The following is a 24,150-nucleotide window of genomic DNA, read 5'->3' as shown; positions in this document are numbered from 1 at the left end:
CTTAGCAGGGCCAGAATTGGCCCTGCTGATTAAGGATGAAAATCGATGGCTATTTGCTCATCTCGGAAATATTAAAGATCTGTTCGAGCATCGGGTTAAAGACGTAACCCTTCACCGCTTTATTCATGCCAACCTGGTAGTTCTTCTGGAATAAATAGACGTACGCAGCTTCATCGATGACCACTTTCTGCGCCTGTTGATAGTATTTCGTGCGCTCCGCCTGATCCGGTGTAGACACAGCCTGCTTCAGCAAACTATCCACTTGCGGATTAGCATAGAACGAGCGGTTACCTGGCAGCCCTTTTTTGTCGGACTCAAACCAATAGTTCATAAACATGTAGGGATCGGCAAAGTCCGGGCTCCAGTTGCCGATGGCGATGTCATAATCCCCTTTGCCAATGCGTTCACGCATGGTGGCGTTAGCCAGCTTCTCCAGTTTTACATTGATGCCCAGCGTCTGAAGGTTGGCCTGCATGGATAAGGCAATCGGCTCCCAGTTAGGGTCATTGTCCGAGTAGAGGAATGACAGGGTTTTCGGCTTGTCGGCGACTTTATCGAAAGCTTCTTTCGCTTTGGACAAATCTAAGCTGTATTGCATCGCACCTGCGTCATAACCCCACATACCTTCTGGGATTGGCCCACGCATTTGCTTGCCGTTCCCGCCCAGAATGCCGGAAACCATGCCTTTGTAATCCGTGGCCCAAGACACCGCACGACGCAGGTCAGGCTGATTGAGCGGGGCCTTGCTGTTGTTCAGATAGAGGTAAGTCACGCGTAACGCGGGATAGTCGTAAACGGCGACGTCTCCCTGCTTCTTCAACGCGGCAAACTGGTCCACCGGCAGTGAGTCAGCAATGTCCACATCACCCTTCTCTAGCTGTAGGCGGCGCGCAGAACTTTCGCTGATGATTTTGACGGAAACGCGCTTAAAAGCGGGTTTGCTACCGGCAAAATGAGGGTTCGGCACCAGCACCAGTTGCTGGCCCTTCTGCCAACGTTGCAGCATATAAGCCCCTGAACCCGCGGTGTGTTCGGCCAGATAGGCGCGTGCATCATCGGAAGCATGGGCTTTCAACACAGCGGGATTGATGATTGAGGCACCATCATTCGCCAGCGTATAAAGGAAAGGAGCAAACGGCGAATCGAGCGTAAAGCGCACGGTTTGCGGGTCCACGGCGTCGATTTTCAAACCGGCTGGGAACGCTTCTGACGGGCCCTGCTTAATGCGCATCAAGCGTTCAAACGAGAGTTTTACTGCATCCGCTGTGACGGGTGTTCCGTCATCAAAAGAGGCTCCTTTGCGAAGTTTAAAGGTCCACACTTTTCCTCCGTCCTCACTCTGCCAGCTGTCGGCCAGATCACCTTCAACATCGGTGGCACCTTTGCCGTTTTCGGTTTTGTACTTCACCAGGCGTTGGTATGCCGGATAGGTCACGGTCCAGTCGTTGTTATCGATGGTCACTGCCGGATCCAGCGTTTGCGGATCGGCGGCCTTACCAATCACTAGCATGTCTTTCGGTACGGCGGACCATGCGGGTGCACTCAGGGTTGTCACTGCTGCTGCAATCAAAAGAGAGAAAAAGCCCTTTGAGGCGGTGAACTTCATTTTCATGGTAATACTCCGTCAGTCTTTGCTGGGGAAATACAAGTGAAAACATCGTCAATAAGCGGATAAGCCGCCGCTCCCGGCAATTCAAAATGCCACCACTCCGTCGTGATTCCGCAGAAACCGCCACCGAACATCACGGCATTGAGTAGCAGTCGATTACGCTGAAAAGTGGCTTCCAGTGAGGGGTGGTAGGGATGAGACAGTTCGTTCATCTCATCAAAGCCGGTTCCCATATCCACCACGTTGCCGTCGCTGTCGATCAGTGTGACGTCAATCGCGGTCCCACGGCTGTGATTGGAGCCTTGGGAAAGCGGAACGACGTAATCCTGATTGGGACAGGCAAGCCAGAGCAGCGCCTGGGCTTGTTGTGGGCGATAAGCATCCAGCACCAGCAGCGTGAAACCCGCCACCCGCGCAATTTCAATGCTCTTCTCCAGCGCTTTGGCGGCATCTGCGTGAAGCAGACAGCGCGCAACGCTGTAAATTGGCTGACCGGTAATGTTGTCAGCGGTGGCATATTTCATATCGATACGGAGCTGAGGAAATTTTTCAGCGAGGTCGATAAGAGGCGTTTCCTGAATCATGTCTTAATCCCTATTCGATTAGCGTTCAAACTGGCCGAATTCCTGCTGCAATGCGCGGTTCTGCGCAAGGCGAGCCGACAGCTGCGGCCCAAGCCGTTCAACCACGGCAGAGAGCAACAAGTTAAACAGGCAACTCACCGGTGCGAGTGAGTCCCAAAAATTCCCGGTATCGGTTTTGACCTGGAGCAAATCCAACGCGTAGTCTCGCGCCCACGGACACCAGATATCAGTCACTAACGCCATGGGAAGCTGACGTTCGCTCGCCACTCGACAAAATTGGCGCGCCGCCGTGGAGTAGGCGCGCGTGTCCGTCAGTACCACATAGGGTTTTTCATATTCAGAGTTAAGTGATTCCAGCCAACTGCCTGAACTCCCATCCGCATAGGTCACACGTGGACGCAAATATTCGAGATGGCTGAAGAAGGTATGCGCAATACCGCGTGTGGATTGAATGCCCAGGATGATCACCGCATCGGCTTCAGCAATCTGCTGGCTGACCTGAGCAAAGGCGTCTGTTTGTGCCAGTTGATAGACGTGGCGGATCGCATCCAGCTCCATCTGCAATGACTGATTTGCCCGGTCAGGTAGCGACTGTTGTTGCGACCACGAATCCAGGCGATCAATCACACCCCAGTGTTTGTAAGGTGTATTGGGTAACTCACGCAGAATATTTTTGACGTCCTCAAGATTGCGAAATCCCAGTTTGCGCAAATAGCGTCCAACCGTAATCCCGCTGGTTCCGGTGGCCTGCGCGATGCTGTCAGCGGTTTCAAAAGGGATCTGTTCCCGATTGCTCAACAACCAGGAACTCACCCGCTTTTCGCTGGGCGTCTGGTTGCTGTAAGCCGCTTCGATAGTTTTAAAAAAATCGGTTTTCGCATTCATAGTGGATTCATGTTATTTGGCTGTCATTGCACTGAGTTTTGACACACAACTAACAAAGCAGGATGTGTGCCATGTTTGAGAATTTCTAAAATTCAAAAATTATTCAGTTAGATAGCTAAAATGCAGGGCGAAAAGATGAGATGCCTGAAGACGTTGAAGTGCAATATGTGTGCAACACTAATGACATCCGCATTACATCAGTGCAACGACGAGTTGTACGATTTTTGACACAGATCGGGATTTCTCAGCAGGAGGCAGGGACGTATATGTAAACCGATGCAAATGGCATAACCCTGCGTCGATGTGTTTATGGTATCGACACGCTTTGGTGATATGTCGATAAAATCGGATTTTTAAACATATAGCTGTGACATGTTTATGGCATCGACACGTTTTGACGATATGTCGATAAAATGGGATTTTTTAAACATATAGCTGTGACATGTTTATGGCATCGACACGTTTTGGCGATATGTCGATAAAATCGGTTTTTATAAACATATGGCCGTGACATGTTTATGGCATCGACATATTATGACCATATGTCGATAAAACCGGGTTTTTTAAACATATGGTCTGGAATCCTGAAGTCCCCTATAACGCATTGCCGTTACTCCCGCCTGACCTCGAAAAAATTGAGACTCGCAGGGTTTTAAAAGCTTGTATCACTGCTCGGGCAGCGGTGGCTGAACTCAAAACCGCCGGGGAACTGATTCCTGACCAAGGCCTACTGATTAACATCCTCCCCATGTTGGAAGCGAAGGATTCATCGCGCATTGAAAACATAGTGACCACCAGCGATCAGCTTTTCCAATATGCCGATCATGAAGAGAATGCGGATCCTGCAACGAAAGAGGCACTGCGCTACAGGACAGCTCTTTTCGAAGGATTTACGCATCTTGATGCTTACCCACTGTGCACCAATACTGCGATCGCGCTATGCACCAAACTGCGCGCGGTTCAAAGTGATATTCGCAAAACACCAGGAACGGTGTTGCGCGATCAGCATAATAATACTGTCTACACGCCCCCAGTGGGTGAAGCAGATATTCGCGACTTGATGGCAAACTGGGAACGCTTCATTCATGCCGAAGATGATATCGATCCACTGGTGAAAATGGCCATTTCGCATTACCAGTTCGAGTGCATTCACCCGTTTCCTGACGGAAATGGTCGGACTGGACGCATCCTAAACATTCTGTATTTAATCCAAACCGAGTTGCTCTCACTTCCCATTCTGTATCTTTCAAGGTTCATTCTGGAAAACCGAGACGATTATTACACCTTGCTGCGCGGTGTCACTGCCCAAGGGGAATGGGAGGCATGGATTTTGTTCATGTTGGAAGCCGTGCAAAATACAGCAATCTGGACAACCCAGAAAATAAGTATTGTTCGTGCACTGATCACCGAGGTGGCGGCATATGTTCGACAGGCGTTGCCAAAGATTTATTCCCACGAATTGATACAGGTTCTCTTTGCGCAACCCTACTGCCGCATTGAAAACTTGGTTGAAAGTGGCATCGCCAAACGCCAAACGGCCTCCACTTATTTGAAGCAGTTAGTCGAGATTGGCGTGTTGGAAGAGAAAAGTTACGGGCGCGAGAAGCTGTATATGAATACGCGACTGCTACAGGAACTGAATCAGTAAGCAGATAACAAACAGCCGGGTAGGTTGCCCGGCTGTTTATCTTAGGTGAATATCTTCTTGACGCCTTTTATGAGTGCTTACCCATGGTTTGCAGCATATGCTCCGCCAGTCTCAGGCTCAGCGCTGCACCCGTTAAGGTTGGATTCATGCAAGAGGCAGAAGGCATTACGCTCGTACCGGCGATCCACATATTTGGATGGTCGTGGGTACGGCAGTTGCTGTCTACCACCGAGGTTTTTGCATCTTCCCCCATGATCGTGGTGCCCATAATGTGCTGGCGATCCTGGAACTTGGTATCAATAGACAGGATTTCTGCGTTTAGCAATTCCGCAAACTTGTGGAAATCCTTGATGCCCTCTTCTTTACCCGCATGCCAGTAATCGGTCACGCTGTAGTAAATTTCCGGCAGTGGAATACCAATCGCATCTTTCTTGGTTTTGCTCGGCATAACGCGGTTTTCTGGCAGCGGCAAGGTTTCAAAATCAATCGCAAAATTGAGTGAACGTGCAGACTGACGGCGAATCTCTGCGTCCAGTTTCGATCCCAACACCCCTTTTTCAATCAACGAAGCAGCATAGTCCGCGGTAGGGACAGTGTTGCGGACTTTGATTTTATAACTCGGGAAATCTTTGCGGAACGCGCCATCACGATTGTTGAGATAGACCAAGAGTTCTGTAGGTCCCTGCCCTGGCCAGACATCTTCAGACATCATCACATTCATGCTGATACCCGTATGCCCCATCAAATTGCGCCCGACCTGATCGGAAGAGTTGGCAATACCATTAGGGTATTTTTCAGAGGTAGACATCAGCAACAGTTTCGGTGATTCAATGCCGTAAGCGGCAAGAACAAAATAGTTGGCGGTAAGATGATGCTCCGATCCGTCCGGCTTTTTGTACCACACACCGGTGATGTTGCCATCCTCGCCCGCTTCAATACGGTACACCACCGCATTATCCAGCAGCGTTGCGCCCAGTTTTTCCGCCTCATCAATGTGCATTGAACCGTCATACTTCGCGGCAATGGGGCAAACCGGGTTGCAGTTGTTATTACCGCCACACTTAGGGCGCTTACCCCAGGGTTTTGTCGCACGGCCATTGGGTTCCAGCACCGGGTTGTATCCCCCTTTACCCAACATCTCCGTCAGGCGATCGAACATATAGCTGGTAGGCAAGCCGGGCATCGGGAAGGGTGTCGAACGTGGCGGCCAGGCTTTACCACCTTGACCACTCTCATCCTGGCCATCCATGCCTGAAACGCCCAACTCATGTTCCGCTTTGCCATACCAAGATTCCAGCTCATCGTAAGCAAAGGGCCAATCACGCCCGCGTCCGTAAAGAGTGTTTAATTTGAAATCATTAGGGATCATACGCCACAGCGCGGAACCGAAGTGCCAGGTGGTTCCGCCCACCACACGCAGGTATTTAGTGGGGTATTTAACCGGGCCAACCTGTTGTAAATAATCACCGTAAGTTGACGGAATATGCGGCGGGTTAGGATAAGGCGATCCCACTCCCTGCAACTTGATGTTGGTAAGTGACATTTTGAACGGAGAATTACGGAAGCGTTCGACGATCTCCTGGCGTGAAACGCGCGGACCCGCCTCAAGAATGATCACCGACTTGCCCGCTTTTGCCATTTGGGTGGCGACCAGACCACCCATAACGCCGGATCCAATAATGATCACATCGGCATCGACCTTTTTAGCACTCATGCGCTTTCTCCTGTTGTTGCCACTTTACCTGGTTGTGTCACAGCCCAATAGAACGGACCTCCGCCGTACGTCGGTACCACGAGAATGTCTCTGGTAGGGAGGTACATCAGCGCATCGGCGTAGGCGATCAGTTCCAGGTCACTGCCTGTTCCAACGACACCCGTATACCAGGCAGAAATCACCGTTTTTGCTGTCTGCCAGTCCGCGTTATCCGCGCTGAATGCGGCAAGGAAATCGTCGACATGTGCAAAGGTATGCTGCTGCAATAGCGTATGCAGGCTGCTCAGCTTTTGCGGAAACTGCGCATCATGACGAACCAAGGCGCTGAAATAGCGCTGCCCCAAAATGGGACCAACAGGACGACTGACCAGGAAAGCGGACACATCAAGGAAGGCGTTGTCTGCCATTTGTTCGGCAGCCAGTGCACGTGCAGGGAACAGTGAATTGCACATCGCGCCAAGGGATAAGATACCCATCCCCTGCAATAAGCGACGGCGAGAAATTCGGGGGGTGGAATTATGCGCCATGCTTTTTACCTCTGCGCGAACGAGAAATCAGAAGCACCAAGAGAATGATGATGACCGCCGCTGCACTGCCCCATACTGCAGGCTGAGCCAAACGGGCAATCAGCGGACGTTCGCCACCCTCACGCACGGTTTTAACCTGCTGCGGTGTCACCGTGAGCTGGGCATTACCGAAGTTTTTCAGCACATAATTGCTGACATCTGCGATTTGTTGATCGGTCAGACGATCGGTAAACAGAGCATCCGGGCCGAATCCAGGCATATCAATATCCTGCCCGTTGACCTGGCGATGCACGCCGTAGACGATGGTGGCGATGAGGTTATCCGCCTGTGGTGCGCCTGTTGCCGTGTTGTGGAACAGTGAAGGATAAAGTTTATTGCCCGAGCCATCAGGCTGATGACAGTTGGCGCAGGTGCTGCCGTAGATTTTCCAGCCTTCATCAGGATGGCTCACCGCGCGAAGTGCGGCTTCATCTGTCGCAGGTTTACCTAACGATTCGCGTGATGCGCCAGAAGACTGGCCCACAGCAGGGATCTGACGCAAATACGCCACCATAGCTGCGATGTCATCGTCATTGAGATACTGCAAACTGTGTTCAACCGCTTCAGCCATAGGGCCCGCGGCCTGTGCTTTGCCCGCAACATGCCCCGTTTTCAGGTATTGCGCGATCTCTTCATCGCTCCAGTTGCCGATGCCCGAATGTTTGTCCGGTGTGATATTGGGTGCAAACCAGCTACCCAAACTTCCCCCGCTCAATGCCTGGTCATTCACTTGTCCCATCAGTGAATTACGCGGTGTATGGCAGGTATCACAGTGAGCCAATGCATTGACTAAATAATCGCCGCGATTAACCTGCTCAGATTTGTCTTGTGCGGGAATAAACACCTTATTATCTGCAAATAAAGTATTCCATAACGCCATACTTAAACGAATATTAAACGGAAAAGGCAGATCGGTGGCCGGTGGGCGATGATCGCTGACTTTCACTCCGTGCATAAAATAAGCATACAGCGCATGTATATCTGCATCGGTTATTTTTGCGTAAGAGGTATAAGGCATCGCAGGATAAAGATGCTGTCCTTGTTTGTTTATCCCTTCACGTACTGCCTTAGCAAAGTCTTCTTCGGTGTAATCTCCAATCCCTGCTGTTTTAGAGGGGGTGATATTACTGGCAACGATATTTCCTAGCGGCGAAGAAATAACATATCCGCCTGACATTTCATCACCATGGTTGGGTGGCGTGTGGCATGCACCACAATCCGCCGCAATAGCCAGATATTTCCCTTTCGCGATAAGTGATGCAGCATCAGGCGCATTTTCAGCATGGGCTAAAAATGTCGTCGACAACAGTAAACTCAACGCGAAAGGTAGACAACGCGGTCTCACCTTTCTTGCCTTCATAATAATTGTTTCCGGTTAATAATAATTATATGGTGTTAAATAGAAAAACATTCCCGCAACAAAGTTACGGGAATGCAGAATATCAAATGTTTTTGATTTACAAAATACAAACAGTGCTATAACAGTTCATAATCATTAAAGATGATATTTTCGCCACTGGCCGCCGTAATATCGACTTTACCAGGCTCGGTTAAAAAAGCATCTCCCGGATGAACCCATAGCTCTTTCACTCGATTCGGATGCTTGTCGTCAGCAAGTAATATCCGCCCTTCGGTGAAGAAGACGCGAACGCCCGGCCCATGCTGGGTATATTCGCCACTGCTCTCGCCGGGTTTCAGGGTAACCTTCCACCCTTTGACGGTTTTCTTGTCTAATACTTGTTGGAACGCTTCACCCGCTGGACGATTGGCACCGCCAAAATGTTGGGGGCCAGGAATATTAATTTCAAACGCGACTTGATGATTAACATTCGTACCGGTATTGGTGACTTTATCTGTATCAGATTTACCCTGATGTTCACCAAATTTAACATTGCCGGTTTTCATCTCAGTATTATTAACCGGTTTATCGGGATATTCGATTTTTACCGGACTGCCTTCGATATGTGTATTGACATAGTCCAAATGTTGTTCATGAAACAACGTTGACTCGCCGGGCTGGATTAATACCCGCATGACCGTCACATATTTATTTTCCAAAATAACATGGTGCAGAGGTTCCAAATCAGTAGCCACAACTTTTTCAGCTGCCTGAGCTTGCAGACTGGCAGTAAAGATTGCGGTGCACATCAAGGTACTGGTGATCGTTTTGCGAACAATAGACATTACGACTCCTGTTAAAATAACGAATAGCAGATGACATTAAGCGAGTGATATTCACTCAACAATCGTCACCCAATTTGCACCCTTCCCGGTTGGCGCTCGCTCAAGCAAATTAAGCTTTCCGCTTGCCGGGTTAATCGCGTAGAGCGCCACCTGTGTTGATTTCTGTCCTGATTCGATTAAGAAATGGCCTGAGTTATCAATAGCAAATCCACGGGGCTGCGCTTCCGTTTTGGTACTATTAATGAAGCTTAAATGACCATCGTCCGGTGAAATATGGAAAGCGGTAATATTGCTGCTGGTGCGCTCGGTGGAATAAAGGAAGCGTCCGTCTGGGGTAATATGAATATCAGCCTGCCATAAACGCGGTTTTTCTGACTTTGGCAGATCATCATCGCCAGTCAGTGGACGCGCCTCGCCGCGCTGCATGGTGCGGGCAATCGCCGGGTCGAGTGAGGGTGTCGCTTCATGTTCGTTCAGCGTGCCATCTTTATTCAGCGTCAAGCGCGAGATGTTGCCTGCCATCTCGGTTAATAAATAGAGATTCTGCTCGCCCTGCCCGTCCGGTTTCGGTGCGAAAGCAAAATGGCGCGGCCCGGTTGCAGCTTCTCGCTGAATGTTCACAAAAGCCGGCGTATTGGCTGTCACTTTGCCGCTTTGACTGTCAAAACGGTACTGCAACATCTGGTCTGCGCCCAGCAATGGCACATAGAGATAGTGGTTGCTGGGGTCAGTCTGGATCGAGTGAGCACGCTTGCCGGTGTGAACCACCTGGACAGGTGCGCTTTCCACTTTTCCATCATTGGCGATGCGGTTAATACTGAACAAATCACCGCCGTACGAAGATGACAAGAGGAAACGCCCCGTCTTATCCAGCGCAATATAGGCCATCGCTTCCGGCAACGGAGTATCGGCAAAATGACTTAGCGTGCCATCAGAGGCGATATGCCAACTCGATACGTGATAAGGCTGACTGCGTACCGAGACATACAGCGTTTTTTTTGTCCTTCGACACCACCATTGGCATACTCTTCAACCCGGTTTGATATTCACCAATGGGGCTGAGCGTCTGCTTGGCTTTATTCAGCGTATAGGCGGTTACTGTACCGCTGTCACCGTTTGATACGTAGACGAATGCCGTCTCTTGCGCCATGACCGTTGAAGCGCAGAGCATCATGCCTGCTGCAATTAGCGTTTTTTTCATTATTTATCTCTTTTGTAGGGTACAGCCTGTGACTACCAGCGTGTTTTAAAGTGCTCGCACAGCTCCAACACTGCGCTTTCCGGTAATGCCGCCGGTTTCGTTGTGCAGTTGAGCCAAAGACGTGCCGTTTCTTCTAACTCTTCCAGAGAGAAACTGGCCGACGAAACCGAAGTTCCCCAGATCACCGGACCTAAGCGCTCAAGCATCACGCCGCGCACATCGTTCGCCAATGCAGCGACCTGCTCCGCCACTTCGGCATGGCCCGGGCGACGGTAAGCGATCAACGGGATACGCCCCACTTTCATCACCTGGTAAGGTGTTAACGGTGGCAGAATGCTATCGCGCTGCCAGACGCCAGCCAGCGTCAGCTGTACCAGATGAGTGGAATGGGTATGAACCACGCCTTGCGCCTCAGGATTGCGGTCATAAATCTGACGATGCAGAAGCAGCGTTTTTGAGGGCTTATCACCTGAAACCCACTCACCATCACGATTAACCTTGGCAATACGCGAAGGCTGCAAGTGTCCCAGGCAGGCATCGGTTGGCGTAATCAACCAACCATCTTCCAGACGGGCGCTGATATTACCGGCGGTGCCAGTGGTGTAGCCGCGATTGAAAAGATCTGCGCCGACCTGGCAAATCTCTTCACGTAAAGATTGTTCGTTTTGCATCACGCTCTCCTTATTTGGCTGTCGCAACGACGGGGTTTTTACGAGTGGGAGTAATCGGAAGTGGCTCTAACTTGCCGAGGACAAACATGAAGGTCAGCGCACCCACCACGCAGATGCCCCCCGCCACCAGCAGCGGTACGACAAATGAACCGTGACTCAGGCTCAGCATCAAGCCGGTAAAGGAGGCCGTCACAATACCTGCGAGGTTGCCAGCAAAGTTCTGGATACCGCCCAGTGTCGCTACGTAGTTACTGGCAGGTGCCACATCAGCAGGCAGTGTCCAGATGTTGGCGGCAGTGAAAGCAAGGCCCGCATAGGTAATGGAGAACAGCGTCAAGATCACCGTGATGCTGTCGGTAAACGCCGCGAACGCAATCACCGATGACAGCAGCATGCCGAATACCAGACAGGTTTTGCGTGCGGTAGTCAGACTAAAGCCTTTGCGGTAAAGCGCATCCGAGGTCACGCCGCCCAGTAAACTTCCCGGGATCCCCATCAAGGCCGGGATGGCACCCAGCGTGCCCAGCTCCTTCAGCGAGAAACCGTGGGCCACGGTCAGGTAAGTCGGGAACCAGGTGACAAAGAAGTAAGTGGCAAAATTCATGCAGAAGAAACCAATCATCATGCCCCACACGTTGCGGTGGCGGAACAATGACCACAAATCGACCTTTGCATTGCCCTCAAGTACCGGCGCGGCACGATCCTCGAGCAGGTTTTGTCGCTCGGTTTCGTCGAGTCCTTTCATCTCTTCCGGCTCGCGGTAGAACACCAGCCAGATAACCACCCACACCAGACCTAATGCGCCGGTAACAACGAATGACGTTTCCCAATCCCAGGTACTGATAAGCCAAGCCACCAATGGCAAGGCCAGCGCACTGCCCGCGCGTGGGCCCGCATCGAAGATGCCACTCGCGGTTGCTCGCTGTTTTTTTGGAAACCAGCTGTAAACCACTTTGACACAGCCGGGGTTACCTCCCGCTTCACCGATACCCAGCGCCAAACGCGCGGCGAACAACGAGGTAAATCCTTTACCGAATGAAGTGAACACCGTAAACAGCGACCACCAGCCCACTGCCAGTGCCAAGCCGGCACGGGCACCTAAACGGTCGATCAGACGCCCGGCCGGAATCTGCATCAATGCATATGTCCAGAAGAATGCCCCCAGCACCAGCCCCATACTGGTGTCATCCAGTCCCAAATCCGCTTTGATGTGCGGCGCCGCGATGGCAAGGTTGATGCGGTCGATGTAATTGATGGCGATGGCAAAAAAACAGAACACGATCATCAACCAGCGAATTCGTGGATATCTGCGCATGGTGAATTCCTTTATGATTTATTTGTAAGTAACAGAGGTTCTGCGGCGTATCGGGCTGCAGGGCCAACGTAGTGGTTAAAATGCGGAGCAACTCGTCACAAATCGGTTAATAAATCGTGAGCGGGTGACCCCAACCTGATAACATGTCGTCAAAAGTAAGCGATTACAAAATACAGTCAAGCCAAAAGTAAGCGCTTTCAAAACTGATTGTGAGTTGCCTGTGATTTTTGTGGGCAAGCTCACTCTTTCTGCAGGAGTGACTTGATGAGTGAGAAACAAAATGGATCTGGCCGCGTATCACTGGAAGATGTTGCGCGTCTCGCTGGCGTCTCAACGGCCACGGTGTCACGCGTTTTAAACGGGAGCAGCACAGTCAAAGTCGCCCGTCGTGAGGCGGTAGAAAAGGCGTGTGAAGAGTTAGGCTATGTGATTAACCGCGCTGCGCGAACCCTGGCTTCTCGCCGCAGCATGACGATTGGTGCCGTGGTCCCTACCCTCGCCACAGAAACCTTTTCTCGCCCGCTGGCCGCGTTTCAGCAGTTAATTCATGAGGCGGGCTATACGTTGCTGTTGGCCAATTCCAACTTCGACCCGGATACTGAGCTTAAAGAAGTGAACAAGCTGATTGAGTACGGCATTGATGGCTTGATGCTGGTGGGCCATACCCACCACCCCAAACTTTGGGAAAGGATTCAGCAGCAAGAGATAGCCTGTGTGCAGACCTTCTCACTGGATCATGAGAAGCCTTGCGTCGGCTATGATAGCGAAGGCGCCGCTGAGACGATTGCCAATCATCTGTTAGCTCTGGGTCACCAACGTTTCGCGGTGATCGTCGGCACCCCGCCGTCAAACGACCGCGTCTCGGAGCGTCTGAAAGGGACGCGGCGCGCACTGGAGAGCCACGGACTGGCATTACCGGATAGCCACCTGATTGATAACGCTTTCAGCATGAATGACGCACGTAAAGCGGTGTTTCGCCTGCTGGATGGGCCGCAGCCGCCCACAGCCATCATCTGCGGTAATGACCTGCTGGCGTTTGGCGCCATGCGCGCCGCGAGCGAACGCTACCTGCGTATTCCGAATGATATTTCCATCGTGGGCTTTAACGATTACGAATATGCCGAGCACCTTGAGCATCCGTTGACCACGATGCGCGTTGACCTGGCTTCAATAGGCGAACACGCCGCGCAGTTCCTGTTAAACACGCTCAATAGCCTGCCAGCACAGACACATACGGTGATCCAAACAGAGTTAATTGTTCGGGGCAGCACCGGTTCTGTGCCCCGACAAGAGCGTTAATCGCGGCGTAACATACCGAACTGGTTGAAGACCTGCGTGACGGACGGGGTTTTCAGCCATGCAAGAAAGGCAGCCGCCTCTTTAGGATAGGTTGCCTCTTGCAGCAGCGCAGCGGAAAGCGAGATGGGTTGCTGAGTGCCCGGCGGCAATGGCCCCACAATATCAATGCCTTGCACCATCAGCAGTTCACTGATCTGCTGTACCGCGATATCCGCCTTGCCATTGATCAGTTGCTCGGCAGTAAATCCGGCCGGAATCACCGTTCCGCGTTGACGTAAAGTCTCATCGATATTCAACTGCTTAATCAGCCGTGAAAACCATTGACCACTGGCCCCTGCTTCTGACCATGACACCGAACGTGCGGCCACCAGGCTGTCGATTAAATGCTCCCGGCTGCTGATATCCGGTTTTGGCGCGCCAGACTTCACCGCAATGCCAATGGGAGAATCCACCACTTCAACCCGGCTATTGGCATCCACGAAGCGATCTTCAATGAGTCGATCGACCGTTTCGACCGTGGCAATGATCGCCTCGGCTTTGGCTCCTTGCCGTATTTCTTGTTCAATGAGGGTGCTGGGGTGCCAGCGTATTGCCAACCGATGGTCGGGTTGCAGGCTTTGCCACTGTTTTAACAGCACTTCAAAAGGCGCGCTTAACGCAAGCGCGCTGTAGATGGTTAACTCCATGCTTAATCCTCACGGGCAAACAGGGGTGCGCGGCGCAAGAACGCAGCATTCAGTTGATCAGGCCGGGTGACGCCGAGCAGCGCCATATCGCGATCAATTTCATCACGCAGGATATGCATAGCATGCTCAATACCCGCTTGTGCACCGATAACCGATCCGTACAGGAAAGGCCGACCTAAGAAGACAAAGTCAGCGCCTAGCGCCATCGCTTTCATGACATCGGTGCCACGACGGATGCCGCTGTCGATGATCACCTTCATATTGCCTTTGGCAGCCGCAATCTCCGGCAAGGAATGCAATGGCGGGATGGTGTAATCCAATTGGCGGCCCCCATGATTCGAGAGAATCACGGCATCTGCGCCTAAATCACGCGCGATAAAGGCATCTTCAGGCGACATCAATCCTTTAACCACCAAATTGCCTTTCCATTTTTTACGGATAGCTTCCACATGCGTCCAGCTCAACTTGTCACGTGCGTTGGTGTTTCGCACCTTGTTGGACATCATCGGTGGACCGCGCTCAGCATCGGTATTTTCAAAGTGCGGTGCGCCATGACGGAGATAGGTTTGCGCCACGGTGCCCAATAGCCAGCGTGGACTGATAGCGCTCTGCCACATGACTTTCGGGGTGATTTTGATGGGCATACTAAAGCCGCTGCGGGTGTTGTGCTCACGGTTGCCCAACATTGGGGTATCTCCCGTCACCACCAGCGTTTTGTAACCCGCACGCTCGACTCGATCGAGCAGGCGGTCAATACGTGGCTGGTCCCCCGCGAGATAAGCCTGGAACCAGGCATCAGGGTTTGCGGCAATAATATCTTCCAGGGGAATCAAGGATGACGCACTGAGTATCATTGGCACATTCTTAGCACGCGCGGCTTTGGCCAGCATCAGGTCAGCCCGGTAGCTCACAAAGGAGGCTCCTCCGAGTGGGGCGACGCCAAAGGGGAGCGACCAGTTATGCCCGAGCAGCTCAACATGTTGATCGCGCCCCGAGACATCACGGAACATGCGCGGAACGAAGTGATATTGCTGATAAGCCTCATGGGCAGCCGCAAGCCCCCTTCCTGTTTCAACTCCTCCCTTAACATATTGAAAAATCATATTCGGCAAGCGCTTACGCGCGTGGCGTTCAAAATCCTCTAAGGCCAGAAGGTCGCGAAAATGACGCGGCAAAGTGTTGACCGGACGCGTCTGCGCTTCCGGTTTTTGTACGATGTTGATAGCAGTGGTCTCTCCACGAGTCGTCATAGCGCGTTCTCACATTTAAAAAGTAAGCGTTATCAAAATTGCTTATGGCCAAAAATTTTCTGTTTTATATCCTGACAGACGCTCAGATTTTTTATGTGATCATCATCACCATATCAAGCAAAATGTAAGCCCTTACATTTTAATTTTTATCTGAGTATGGTGTTCTGTAGTACATCGAGCCTATGGCAGCTAACGGAGATAAACATGAGCCAACGAATCGTTTTACTGCATGCCACCCCAGTCGCCATGCCGCCTATTCAGCAAGCTTTCAAAGACGTATGGCCAGAGTCGGAAATCGTGAATTTGCTGGATGATGGTTTGACAATTGACCGAGCGAAAACCGAGCAATTAACCCCTGAGCTCATCGAACGCTTTGTCGCGCTCGGGCACTATGCCTACGCCATGCAAGCACAAGGCATTTTAGTCACCTGTTCAGCATTTGGCCCGGCAATAGAACAACTGGCCGCAGACCTGCCAATCCCCGTACTGAAGCCGAACGAAGCAATGTTTGAATCCGCGCTTCAGTCAGGCAAACATATTGGCATGTTGGCGACATTCGGCCCTTCTCTGGTCACCATGTGCGATGAGTTTGATCACTATGCGGCTCAGTGCGGTTCTGACGCTAAACTGGAAACCCTGTTGGTACCCGATGCGATCGATTTACTGCGCCAGGGTGATGTTGCCAGCCATAATCGGTTGGTGGCCGAATATGCCCCTCAACTAAGCCACTGTGATGCGATTATGCTCGCGCACTTTTCTACCTCGCAAGCTGCTGAAGCCGTCCGGGAGCGCGTGTCAGTGCCCGTCCTGACCGCACCGCATGCTGCAGTGAAAAAATTGCGCGCCGCGCTGGGAGAAACATCATGCTGATTGGCGTTATTGCTGATGATTTTACCGGTGCCAGTGATATTGCAGTGACACTCTCCAAGGGGTTAACCGGTGAAGGCGGATTGCGCACGACGCAATATCTTGGCGTGCCTGAGCACCCTGCTGCTCCAACTGTTGAAGCGGGAGTGATTGCGCTCAAATCGAGGTCTATACCCGCAGCCGATGCCGTTGAGCAGTCGCTGGCAGCCTGTGAGTGGTTACTCGATCAGGGCTGCACACAGATTATATTCAAGTATTGTTCAACTTTTGATTCCACTGCCGCGGGCAATATCGGCCCGGTACTGGATGCACTCACCGCGCGCTTGCAGGCAAAAAAGGTCATTGTCTGTCCGGCCTTCCCCACCATGGGACGTACGGTTTATCAGGGCAATTTGTTCGTCCACGACCGTCCGTTGAATGAGTCAGGCATGGAGCATCATCCCATCACACCGATGAAAGATGCGGATATTCGTCGCTTATTAGCGCAACAAGCTGTCACGCCTGTTGGCCATATTGCCTGGCAGCACGTGGCTCAGGGCAGCGAGCCACTTCGTCAGCAATTTGAGAATGATGATGAGGTGAAATTAGTGGTTGTAGATGCGTTAAGCGACCACGATCTCACCATTATTGGTATAGCAGCGGCTGGATTGCCCCTGATCAGCGGGGGTTCTGGCATTGCATTAGCGTTACCGCACAACTTTATTAAAGCGGGTCTGGCTCAAGGTGGGAGCCAGGAACATCCTGCGGTGGACGGGTTAAGTGCGATTTTGGTTGGCAGCTGTTCTGGCGCCACACGCGGCCAAATAGAAGCCCATCAGCAGCATTCCGCGGTGTTAGCGCTGGACATCCAGCAGGTGATGCAAAACAACATCACTGCCGAGGATATTGTGCAGTTTATTCTTGATCATCAGGCAGACTGCCCACTGGTTTACTCATCCGGCGATCCACTTAGCGTGAAAAAAGCGCAGGAACAATATGGTCAACAGCGTATTTCACAGCGTCTCGATCAACTCTTCGGTGATGCTGCGCGCAAACTGGTTTATGAAGCAGGCATTCGGCGGTTAGTGGTTGGCGGTGGAGAAACGTCAGGTGCGGTGGTCAGTGCTCTGAACCTTGGCTCACTGGAGGTGGGGAATGAGATCGATCCTGGCGTTCCCGCCTTGTTTAGTCGTTCAACTCAGCCACTGGCGCTAGCACTCAAGTCAGGCAATTTTGGCAGAAGAGATTTCTTTCAACATGCATTGAACACATTAAGTGGCGATAATCATCTTGATAAAATAGAGTGAGTTATCCCACTTATAATTACGTGACATGTTGAGGAACAGAGGTATGGCCAAGGAACACCATTATCAGGTTACCGTGCGCTGGACTGGCAATCGCGGTACAGGCACGTCTTCTTATACGGCTTACGATCGTAACGGTGAGATGCTGGCAGATGGCAAACCCACGATGCCTTTGAGCGCCGACCCGGCATTTCGTGGCGATGCTACGCGCTGGAATCCTGAGGAACTTCTGTTAGCCTCCGCCTCTGCGTGTCACAAATTGTGGTATCTGCATTTATGCGCCGATGCGGGCATCATCATTGAAGCTTATGAGGATGCCGCTGAGGGGACCATGCAAGAAGGCGCGCGAGGACGTTTCACTCAAATCACACTGAAACCGCACATTACGTTGCGCGATCCGGCAGATGCGGACCGCGCAAGCGCGCTTCATCATCAGGCTCATGAAGCCTGTTACATCGCCAATTCACTCAACTTCCCGGTGGATTGCGAACCCACCTTCGAATAATTACGCCGCGCCGGCCAGCGGGGGTTGCCACAGACGCACCCCGTTGCGCCCGGCGCGTTTCACTTCGTATAACGCCTCATCTGCATGGCGTAACCAGTGGCGCAGTGACTCCGCGCCGGAAGCTGACGCAATCCCGATACTCACGGAACAATGAAAATCTGCGGATGCAGGTAAACGTACCTGCGCAATTTTGTCCTTGAGTTGCTCGGCCAGCGCCACCACGGTTTCATCGGTGGCGTGATGGACAATCACGCACAGTTCATCACCACCAAAACGTGCCGGAATGTCCTGTAATCCCACCACTTTGCGCAGCAGAGCGGAGATCTCTGCCAGCAAAAAATCGCCCGCTTCATGACCCCAGGTATCATTGACGGACTTGAAATAATCAAGATCCATCAGCAACAGATACCCGGTGCTATCACCTCGACGGGTGCTGAGGAACTCACTCTCCAGACGTCGTTCAAACAAGCGTCTGTTAGGAATTTCCAAGCCGGGGTCCATCAACGCGATGCGTTCCAGCTCGCGGTTTCGTTTACGCAAATGCCAGGTCAGATTGTACGAGGTGACACTCAATACCAGCATATAACAGGTCGCCAGCGGCAGCGTCAGCCACACCGTCTGGGTGCTAAACGACAGATTTACCCCGGCGCCATCCACTAGCCAAACCAAAATGAACGCGCAGAGAAAGGCCTGCATGGCAGCGATAAGCTGGGCCGCACCACCCGCCGCATAGCGGTCCGAGGCCAATACCGCCATGATCACAAATGAGGGAAGTGGGCTAAGTGCCATTAGCGCGACCCAAATGCCGCCAAACGCGGCATCCAGCGTCAGGTTATGCCGTTCAGTACCGGTAGGGTCTTCAGCGCGCAGGGCTCGGCGATAAGCGAGCCACGGCCAGATAAATGCATTCACGAATAACAGGGCGCTAAACGCCGCGCCACGATGCATCTCCATCAATACGGAGAGGATCGGGAAGAAACATAAAATTGTGCCGAGCTGTCGCATGATAAACATACGACGCACGAAGCGTTCTGAACGACGCTTCAGGTGGCTATCATCAGGCGAGTAATAATTCATTCATAGGAGAAATCTGACAGACAAGAAATGCAGTGTAACGGGAAAAAGGGAGGGTGGATCGGATTATTTTAAGAATATTTACCTTGCGCTTAGAAATTAGCGAAAAAAATTTCGATGCTATCAATAAACAAATGCAGGAGTGCCTAGATGGTACTGATTTTATTGATAATTTGCGTTAAGTTCATAACCTTATCGATAATTCAACAAGGTGATTATTAATCGTAAGCCATTACATTAATTAGTATTTATTAAAGACTAATTCAAATTTCACTGCGTCAACACCTTACCCATCTCAAGATAAATCAGGACCACTATCAGCCGACGCCAGTAGCACTATGCTAAATCGTAAAAAGGGACCTCAAATGAGATCCCTTTTTGGCAATCTATGAGATTTAGCGCCCTACTCCCTGCAGACGGAACTGCGCCACCAGTCGCTCCAGCATCATCGCTTGCTCTTCCAGCGAATTCGCCGAATGCGAGGAGGCACTGACCAACGTGGCGTTTTGCTGGGTGGTGGTGTCCAATTCACCGACGGCTCGCGCAATCTGTTCAATACCACGGCTTTGCTCATCCGAGGCTGCTGAAATCTCCTCCATAATCTCATTCACGCGCGCGATGCTGCCGAGAATTTGATCCATGGTTTCACCCGCACGTGCCACTTGTTGATGGCCGTTGCTGATGCGGCTGACAGATTCGCTGATCAGCTGTTCGATATCTTTTGCTGCACCGGCACTGCGTTGCGCCAGATTGCGCACTTCACTCGCTACCACGGCAAAGCCGCGCCCCTGCTCACCGGCACGCGCGGCTTCTACTGCGGCGTTGAGGGCAAGGATATTGGTCTGGAAAGCAATACTGTTAATGACGGCAGTGATGTCAGCAATTTTCTTCGAGCTATCAGAGATTTCACCCATAGTGCTGACCACGTCACGCACCGCTTTACCGCCCTGATTGGCGTTGTGCGAGGCTTCGGCCGCAATCTGGCTGGCTTGACGGGCGTTCTCAGCGTTGTTTTTCACGGTAGCGGTTAACTGCTCCATGCTTGCCGCTGTTTCAACGACGGCCGCCGCCTGCTGCTCAGTGCGCGATGACAAATCGAGGTTACCCTGATTAATCTCGCTGGCTGCTTGCGACACACTGCTGACACTACTCAGTACGTCACCGATCATACTGCGCAAACGGTCGTTCATACGGCCCATGGCCGATGTCAGCTTGCCCAATTCGTCGTGGCGGTCCGTGGTGAATTGCGAACTGAGATCGCCGCTGGCAATACGCTCCGCCAGTTCAAGGTTATGGAATACCGGACGCGTGATTTGGCGGATGATGTACCACGCCACCAGCACACCGAATAGAATCGCCAGGCCACCAATCAACAGGGATAAGGTCGCTGAACCGTTAGCTAACTCGTCGTTGCGTTCCTTCACAATGCTGATGATCTTTTTGATCACCGCACTGCTCTTGTCTCCTGCCACTTTTACCGTGTCTTCTGAGCTACGCAGTTGACCATAGCTGTCTGCCGCTTGCAGGCTGAGATCTTTAAAGCGTTCAGTGTCCTGCCACAGTGCAGTAAAGCCGCCTTGCTGTTCCGGTGGCAGCTGAGCCAACAACGCTTTCATGCCCTGATCCGCTTGCTGGAAGTGGATTTGCAGCGTATTGCGCAAGGTGTCGGTGACATTAAAGCGCAGCGCCCAGGCTTCTTCGCGCACATTGCTGATGGCAAACAGCTGCTCGTAAATCTGGTTGGTGAGTTCGGGATTAGTGACCGGGGTGCGGATCAGCTGAGTGTAACGTGAGGTCATATCCTGCTGGCTCAACGAATCAAGCTGGGCACGCAGGCTGCTGAGTTGCTGAGTGGCTTGCGTCATCGCGCCGATGCTGTTTTGGAAACTGGCAAGGTGGGTATCCAGTTCATCCACTAAGGCGCGTGAGTTGTCAGTCCAGGAGAGCTGTTGAGCTTCGCGGTTCAACTGCTGGGCATGGGTAACGTAATCAGCCATCACTTTGCCCGATTTATCATCGCCATACAGATACTTGAGGCGGTTTATTTTGGCCTGAAATACCTCAATATTGATGTCATAAATTAGGTTGGTTTTCTGGTAAATGTCGTGAATAGCCGTGAAGCGCTGCACGCTGATTCCGGTAGCCAACGCCACCAACAGCAACACAATGCCAAATCCTGCTGACAATTTTCGGGTGATGCGCACATTACGTAAACGGGATACCAGCCCCATGTTCCCTCTCCTGCAAATGTTGTTTTTGTAAATTCTGGTAAGGGAGTTATCGGAGCGAAGCGGGATTTGTTTATCGCGGAGATCACAAAAAAGCGATTACAGGATGTTATGCGCCGCCGGGTGGTGGCGCGAGCAGGTTATCGCGCGGATTGTGGGGCTAGCTGGCTGATAAACAGGCCTGCTGCACTCACCGCATCCACCGCCACTTTCCCCAGCTGCTGGCGGATACTGTCACCCAGCGCGATGGTAGAAAAACCCGTGCAGGAGAAAGCGATCACCTCGATGCCCTCGCGATAGAGAGTATCAGCGCAGGCCAAGGCGCTGGCGCGACCTTCTGCACTTAACAGATCAGTGGTGTTCAGCACCCCTTCCGGACGCGCATAACGCACGGATTCACCCAGCAGCTGGCGGAAAGGCGCAGGAGCCGCCGCACCAATTCCCATTACCGCCACAGGGCGTTTAAGCATGCGAGCAATACTTGCCGAGGCCGAACCGGCGCTGATGACGGGAATCGATACGGCATCGCGCAGTACCGCCAGGCCTGGATCGGCAGCGCAGCTGAGAAACAGCGCATTGCAGCCGTCGGCCTCCAGCTGCTGACCGAGCGCGACGATCTTTGGCACCGCCAGTGCTTCACTGGCGTCATCGAAAATGCCTTTGTGCTGATCGGGGATAGCACGGCTTATCGAGTTGATCCCGTATTCTTGATGAATCAGCCGACCATGTTCTTCGACAAAGTGCTGATCTGAATGGGTTAATACGCGGATTATCCCCAGCATGGCTGTTACTCCTGGTCTGATGTTAAAGGATTTGCAAAGCGGCGGAAGGCCAACTGCGGTCTGTTTTGATTATTTACAGTAAAGTGGCAGGTTTAAGCATTAACGGCAATTATTGCTTTTAGTAACTATTAAGACGGCACATCTCTCTATTTAAAATCAATAAAACAACCTCAAGGAATGCATAAAATTACAACCTAAAAAACCATGCAATATATGCCAGCATTGCGAACACCTAAGAAGCCACAAATTAACCAAAAACATCAACAAAAAATCATTGAATAAAAATGATGATGGTGCTAGCTTCTAAAATTATATTTTATTACTGTTTTAAAAAAGGATACCCATGCCCTCTAATACATATTTAATTATCAGAAAGGACATCTCACTTTACGCTCATGAAATGAATTTTTTTGGAAAAACTTGCAACACGAACATGTTGCAGAATGGTCCTTCCTAACTGCACTTGGCTGTTGGGGAGTAACCAACCAACACTTTCAATTCTTTGCCTTTATTATTGCAATATCATTTTTTACAGGAAAACTACTCAAGTCACCCAAGAATCGATCCTTCAATAAAATTGAAAAAAACATTCTTATGAAAATAAACGAATCAACATTAAATGACACTGAAAAAACAAAGCTTAAATCTCGAATCTTAAACATTAAAAAATTCAGAAGCTTTAGGTATTCTCCATTCGTAATAAAAAGAAACTGGCGATTTCTTTTAGGATACCTTTTTTTAATGAGTTCATTTATATTTAACATACTTAATTAGTAGCAACCAATCTTAAAACTTACAATGCCTGAGAAGTCAAATCGTGTTTCCCACGTCTTTAATCAGTTGGCGTAACCACTGATGCGCCGCACTGTCCTGCGTTCTGCGATGCCAAAGCAAATCAAAAGGAATAGAGGGCAGCGCCAATGGCGGTTCAAACATGATGATGTCACCTTGTCTGGCTGAAGTGGTGCCCACGCGGCGCAGCACTGTTGCCACATAATCCGTTCCCGGCAAGAGTGCAGGCACGGTAAACATGGTGGGCAGCGTCAGACTGATGGTACGAGCCAGACCTTGCTCACGCAGTTGCTGGTCCACCAAACCGTAATGGTTGCCTTCCGGTGACACTAAGATGTGGCGCATCGAGAGAAATGCCTGTAGGTCCATACCCTTACGCGCGACTTTATGATCTCGCCCCACGAGCGTCACAAAGTCATCACGTAACAGTGGTTGGGAAAGAATGCGATTCTCTGCTTTGGTCGGTGGCACACCGACGGCAATATCAATCTTTCCCGCATCGAGTAGTGCAACAACTTCATCACGATCAATAAAATAACGCACATGAACGGTGCAATTTGGTGCCACTGCCGCCAGCTTTTTGGTTAATGCTGGTAGCAGCACATGCATCGGATACTCCGTTAACCCTAGGGTAAAACTGCGCTGCTTGGCGGTGGGATCAAAGACTTCCGCAGGCTTCATTAAATGACGCACCTGCCCTAACGCATTGGCCACCGGTATCGCAATCTCCTGCGCTTTCGCCGTGGGTAATAGCCCTTCCGCGCTGCGGATAAACAGCGGATCGTCGAAGACACGACGCAAACGAGAGAGTGCAGCACTCATCGCCGGTTGACTCACGCCAGCCAGCGCAGCAGCTTTAGTGACGTTGCGTTCCAGCATCAAGGCATTGAATGCCACCAGCAAGTTGAGATCGAACCCTTCAAAATTCATATTTTGTATAGTACTTTATACCAATCATTTGTTGGATTGATAGTGTCAGATTCAGGAATACTGCACAAGCCGGTGAG

The 24,150-nt window shown here is 51.3% G+C and carries 22 protein-coding genes; 5 read left to right on the top strand and 17 right to left on the bottom strand.

Translation table 11 applies throughout. From position 1 onward, the window contains the following. Window positions 1-49: 49 nt before the first annotated feature. The 3 genes from HA51_RS08215 to HA51_RS08205 are packed head-to-tail and all read right to left on the bottom strand — an operon-like array spanning window position 50 to window position 3,078. Complete coding sequence (locus HA51_RS08215) at window positions 50-1,612, bottom strand: ABC transporter substrate-binding protein (protein WP_425435711.1); 1,563 nt, start codon at window positions 1,610-1,612, stop codon at window positions 50-52. Continuing rightward, a complete protein-coding gene (ddpX, locus tag HA51_RS08210; RefSeq protein ID WP_084934051.1) occupies window positions 1,609-2,193 on the bottom strand; it encodes a D-alanyl-D-alanine dipeptidase in 585 nt (194 codons plus the stop codon). The genes HA51_RS08215 and ddpX overlap by 4 nt, the downstream gene beginning before the upstream one ends. Window positions 2,194-2,211: 18 nt before the next feature. Further along, the gene (locus HA51_RS08205) at window positions 2,212-3,078 is read right to left on the bottom strand and encodes a MurR/RpiR family transcriptional regulator (protein ID WP_084934050.1); all 867 of its coding nucleotides are present in this window, start codon (window positions 3,076-3,078) and stop codon (window positions 2,212-2,214) included. Between the two features lie 571 nt (window positions 3,079-3,649). On the opposite strand from HA51_RS08205, the gene fic reads away from it, so the two are divergent. Next, the gene (gene fic, locus HA51_RS08200; protein ID WP_084934049.1) at window positions 3,650-4,726 is read left to right on the top strand and encodes a protein adenylyltransferase Fic; all 1,077 of its coding nucleotides are present in this window, start codon (window positions 3,650-3,652) and stop codon (window positions 4,724-4,726) included. Window positions 4,727-4,793: 67 nt separating this feature from the next. On the opposite strand, the gene HA51_RS08195 is transcribed toward fic, so the two are convergent. From HA51_RS08195 to HA51_RS08165, 8 genes are all read right to left on the bottom strand, one after another. Continuing rightward, window positions 4,794-6,440 carry a GMC family oxidoreductase gene (locus HA51_RS08195; RefSeq protein WP_084934048.1) on the bottom strand — a complete coding sequence of 549 codons (1,647 nt, stop codon included), beginning with the start codon at window positions 6,438-6,440 and terminating at the stop codon, window positions 4,794-4,796. Then, window positions 6,437-6,967, bottom strand: a complete 531-nt coding sequence (locus HA51_RS08190; protein ID WP_084934047.1) for a sugar dehydrogenase complex small subunit — start codon at window positions 6,965-6,967, stop codon at window positions 6,437-6,439. Before HA51_RS08190 ends, HA51_RS08195 begins: the two co-directional genes overlap by 4 nt. Continuing rightward, window positions 6,957-8,366, bottom strand: coding sequence for a c-type cytochrome (locus tag HA51_RS08185; protein ID WP_084934046.1), 1,410 nt, complete (start codon window positions 8,364-8,366; stop codon window positions 6,957-6,959). The genes HA51_RS08190 and HA51_RS08185 overlap by 11 nt, the downstream gene beginning before the upstream one ends. Before the next feature lie 116 nt (window positions 8,367-8,482). Further along, on the bottom strand, window positions 8,483-9,190 hold the full coding sequence (locus HA51_RS08180) for a hypothetical protein (RefSeq protein ID WP_084934045.1): 708 nt from the start codon (window positions 9,188-9,190) through the stop codon (window positions 8,483-8,485). 51 nt (window positions 9,191-9,241) lie between these two features. Then, on the bottom strand, window positions 9,242-10,180 hold the full coding sequence (locus HA51_RS08175) for a lactonase family protein (protein WP_245840200.1): 939 nt from the start codon (window positions 10,178-10,180) through the stop codon (window positions 9,242-9,244). Continuing rightward, window positions 10,122-10,391, bottom strand: a complete 270-nt coding sequence (locus HA51_RS27495) for a hypothetical protein (protein WP_245840195.1) — start codon at window positions 10,389-10,391, stop codon at window positions 10,122-10,124. Before HA51_RS27495 ends, HA51_RS08175 begins: the two co-directional genes overlap by 59 nt. A gap of 32 nt (window positions 10,392-10,423) precedes the next feature. Further along, complete coding sequence (gene otnC / locus HA51_RS08170) at window positions 10,424-11,062, bottom strand: 3-oxo-tetronate 4-phosphate decarboxylase (protein ID WP_084934044.1); 639 nt, start codon at window positions 11,060-11,062, stop codon at window positions 10,424-10,426. A gap of 10 nt (window positions 11,063-11,072) precedes the next feature. Then, a complete protein-coding gene (locus HA51_RS08165) occupies window positions 11,073-12,377 on the bottom strand; it encodes an MFS transporter (RefSeq protein ID WP_084934043.1) in 1,305 nt (434 codons plus the stop codon). Window positions 12,378-12,641: 264 nt separating this feature from the next. Between HA51_RS08165 and HA51_RS08160 the strand changes: the two genes are divergently transcribed. After that, the gene (locus tag HA51_RS08160) at window positions 12,642-13,676 is read left to right on the top strand and encodes a LacI family DNA-binding transcriptional regulator (RefSeq protein WP_084934042.1); all 1,035 of its coding nucleotides are present in this window, start codon (window positions 12,642-12,644) and stop codon (window positions 13,674-13,676) included. On the opposite strand, the gene HA51_RS08155 is transcribed toward HA51_RS08160, so the two are convergent. Continuing rightward, window positions 13,673-14,362 carry a substrate-binding domain-containing protein gene (locus HA51_RS08155; RefSeq protein ID WP_084934041.1) on the bottom strand — a complete coding sequence of 230 codons (690 nt, stop codon included), beginning with the start codon at window positions 14,360-14,362 and terminating at the stop codon, window positions 13,673-13,675. The two genes, HA51_RS08160 and HA51_RS08155, sit on opposite strands and share 4 nt — an antisense overlap. A gap of 2 nt (window positions 14,363-14,364) precedes the next feature. Beyond that, entirely contained in the window at window positions 14,365-15,612 is a 1,248-nt protein-coding gene (locus HA51_RS08150) for an alpha-hydroxy acid oxidase (protein WP_084934040.1), read from the bottom strand. Window positions 15,613-15,816: 204 nt separating this feature from the next. Here HA51_RS08150 and HA51_RS08145 point away from each other — a divergent pair, with 204 nt between their 5' ends. The 3 genes from HA51_RS08145 to HA51_RS08135 are packed head-to-tail and all read left to right on the top strand — an operon-like array spanning window position 15,817 to window position 18,267. Then, window positions 15,817-16,482 carry an aspartate/glutamate racemase family protein gene (locus HA51_RS08145; RefSeq protein WP_084934039.1) on the top strand — a complete coding sequence of 222 codons (666 nt, stop codon included), beginning with the start codon at window positions 15,817-15,819 and terminating at the stop codon, window positions 16,480-16,482. Then, window positions 16,476-17,765: a 3-oxo-tetronate kinase gene (otnK, locus tag HA51_RS08140; protein WP_084934038.1), complete on the top strand. Its 1,290-nt coding sequence runs from the start codon at window positions 16,476-16,478 to the stop codon at window positions 17,763-17,765. The genes HA51_RS08145 and otnK overlap by 7 nt, the downstream gene beginning before the upstream one ends. 43 nt (window positions 17,766-17,808) lie before the next feature. Further along, window positions 17,809-18,267: an OsmC family protein gene (locus tag HA51_RS08135; protein WP_084934037.1), complete on the top strand. Its 459-nt coding sequence runs from the start codon at window positions 17,809-17,811 to the stop codon at window positions 18,265-18,267. Here the strand turns inward: HA51_RS08135 and HA51_RS08130 are convergent, their stop codons facing one another. From HA51_RS08130 to HA51_RS08110, 4 genes are all read right to left on the bottom strand, one after another. Next, entirely contained in the window at window positions 18,268-19,344 is a 1,077-nt protein-coding gene (locus tag HA51_RS08130) for a diguanylate cyclase (protein ID WP_084934036.1), read from the bottom strand. Window positions 19,345-19,736: 392 nt separating this feature from the next. Beyond that, on the bottom strand, window positions 19,737-21,572 hold the full coding sequence (locus HA51_RS08125) for a methyl-accepting chemotaxis protein (RefSeq protein ID WP_084934035.1): 1,836 nt from the start codon (window positions 21,570-21,572) through the stop codon (window positions 19,737-19,739). 137 nt (window positions 21,573-21,709) lie between these two features. Next, window positions 21,710-22,351, bottom strand: a complete 642-nt coding sequence (locus HA51_RS08120) for an aspartate/glutamate racemase family protein (protein WP_084934034.1) — start codon at window positions 22,349-22,351, stop codon at window positions 21,710-21,712. Window positions 22,352-23,161: 810 nt separating this feature from the next. Then, a complete protein-coding gene (locus HA51_RS08110) occupies window positions 23,162-24,073 on the bottom strand; it encodes a LysR family transcriptional regulator (RefSeq protein ID WP_084934032.1) in 912 nt (303 codons plus the stop codon). Between the last annotated feature and the right edge of the window lie 77 nt (window positions 24,074-24,150).

The sequence above is a fragment of the Pantoea rwandensis genome (assembly GCF_002095475.1).
GTDB classification, from domain to species: Bacteria; Pseudomonadota; Gammaproteobacteria; order Enterobacterales; family Enterobacteriaceae; genus Pantoea; species Pantoea rwandensis.
This window is presented reverse-complemented; position numbering and strand designations above follow the sequence as displayed.

Coding starts and splice junctions, on each gene's coding strand:
- HA51_RS08215 (WP_425435711.1), bottom strand. CDS start 1,612: ATGAAAATGAAGTTCACCGCCTCAAAGGGCTTTTTCTCTCTTTTGATT.
- ddpX (WP_084934051.1), bottom strand. CDS start 2,193: ATGATTCAGGAAACGCCTCTTATCGACCTCGCTGAAAAATTTCCTCAG.
- HA51_RS08205 (WP_084934050.1), bottom strand. CDS start 3,078: ATGAATGCGAAAACCGATTTTTTTAAAACTATCGAAGCGGCTTACAGC.
- fic (WP_084934049.1), top strand. CDS start 3,650: ATGGTCTGGAATCCTGAAGTCCCCTATAACGCATTGCCGTTACTCCCG.
- HA51_RS08195 (WP_084934048.1), bottom strand. CDS start 6,440: ATGAGTGCTAAAAAGGTCGATGCCGATGTGATCATTATTGGATCCGGC.
- HA51_RS08190 (WP_084934047.1), bottom strand. CDS start 6,967: ATGGCGCATAATTCCACCCCCCGAATTTCTCGCCGTCGCTTATTGCAG.
- HA51_RS08185 (WP_084934046.1), bottom strand. CDS start 8,366: ATGAAGGCAAGAAAGGTGAGACCGCGTTGTCTACCTTTCGCGTTGAGT.
- HA51_RS08180 (WP_084934045.1), bottom strand. CDS start 9,190: ATGTCTATTGTTCGCAAAACGATCACCAGTACCTTGATGTGCACCGCA.
- HA51_RS27495 (WP_245840195.1), bottom strand. CDS start 10,391: ATGAAAAAAACGCTAATTGCAGCAGGCATGATGCTCTGCGCTTCAACG.
- otnC (WP_084934044.1), bottom strand. CDS start 11,062: ATGCAAAACGAACAATCTTTACGTGAAGAGATTTGCCAGGTCGGCGCA.
- HA51_RS08165 (WP_084934043.1), bottom strand. CDS start 12,377: ATGCGCAGATATCCACGAATTCGCTGGTTGATGATCGTGTTCTGTTTT.
- HA51_RS08160 (WP_084934042.1), top strand. CDS start 12,642: ATGAGTGAGAAACAAAATGGATCTGGCCGCGTATCACTGGAAGATGTT.
- HA51_RS08155 (WP_084934041.1), bottom strand. CDS start 14,362: ATGGAGTTAACCATCTACAGCGCGCTTGCGTTAAGCGCGCCTTTTGAA.
- HA51_RS08150 (WP_084934040.1), bottom strand. CDS start 15,612: ATGACGACTCGTGGAGAGACCACTGCTATCAACATCGTACAAAAACCG.
- HA51_RS08145 (WP_084934039.1), top strand. CDS start 15,817: ATGAGCCAACGAATCGTTTTACTGCATGCCACCCCAGTCGCCATGCCG.
- otnK (WP_084934038.1), top strand. CDS start 16,476: ATGCTGATTGGCGTTATTGCTGATGATTTTACCGGTGCCAGTGATATT.
- HA51_RS08135 (WP_084934037.1), top strand. CDS start 17,809: ATGGCCAAGGAACACCATTATCAGGTTACCGTGCGCTGGACTGGCAAT.
- HA51_RS08130 (WP_084934036.1), bottom strand. CDS start 19,344: ATGAATTATTACTCGCCTGATGATAGCCACCTGAAGCGTCGTTCAGAA.
- HA51_RS08125 (WP_084934035.1), bottom strand. CDS start 21,572: ATGGGGCTGGTATCCCGTTTACGTAATGTGCGCATCACCCGAAAATTG.
- HA51_RS08120 (WP_084934034.1), bottom strand. CDS start 22,351: ATGCTGGGGATAATCCGCGTATTAACCCATTCAGATCAGCACTTTGTC.
- HA51_RS08110 (WP_084934032.1), bottom strand. CDS start 24,073: ATGAATTTTGAAGGGTTCGATCTCAACTTGCTGGTGGCATTCAATGCC.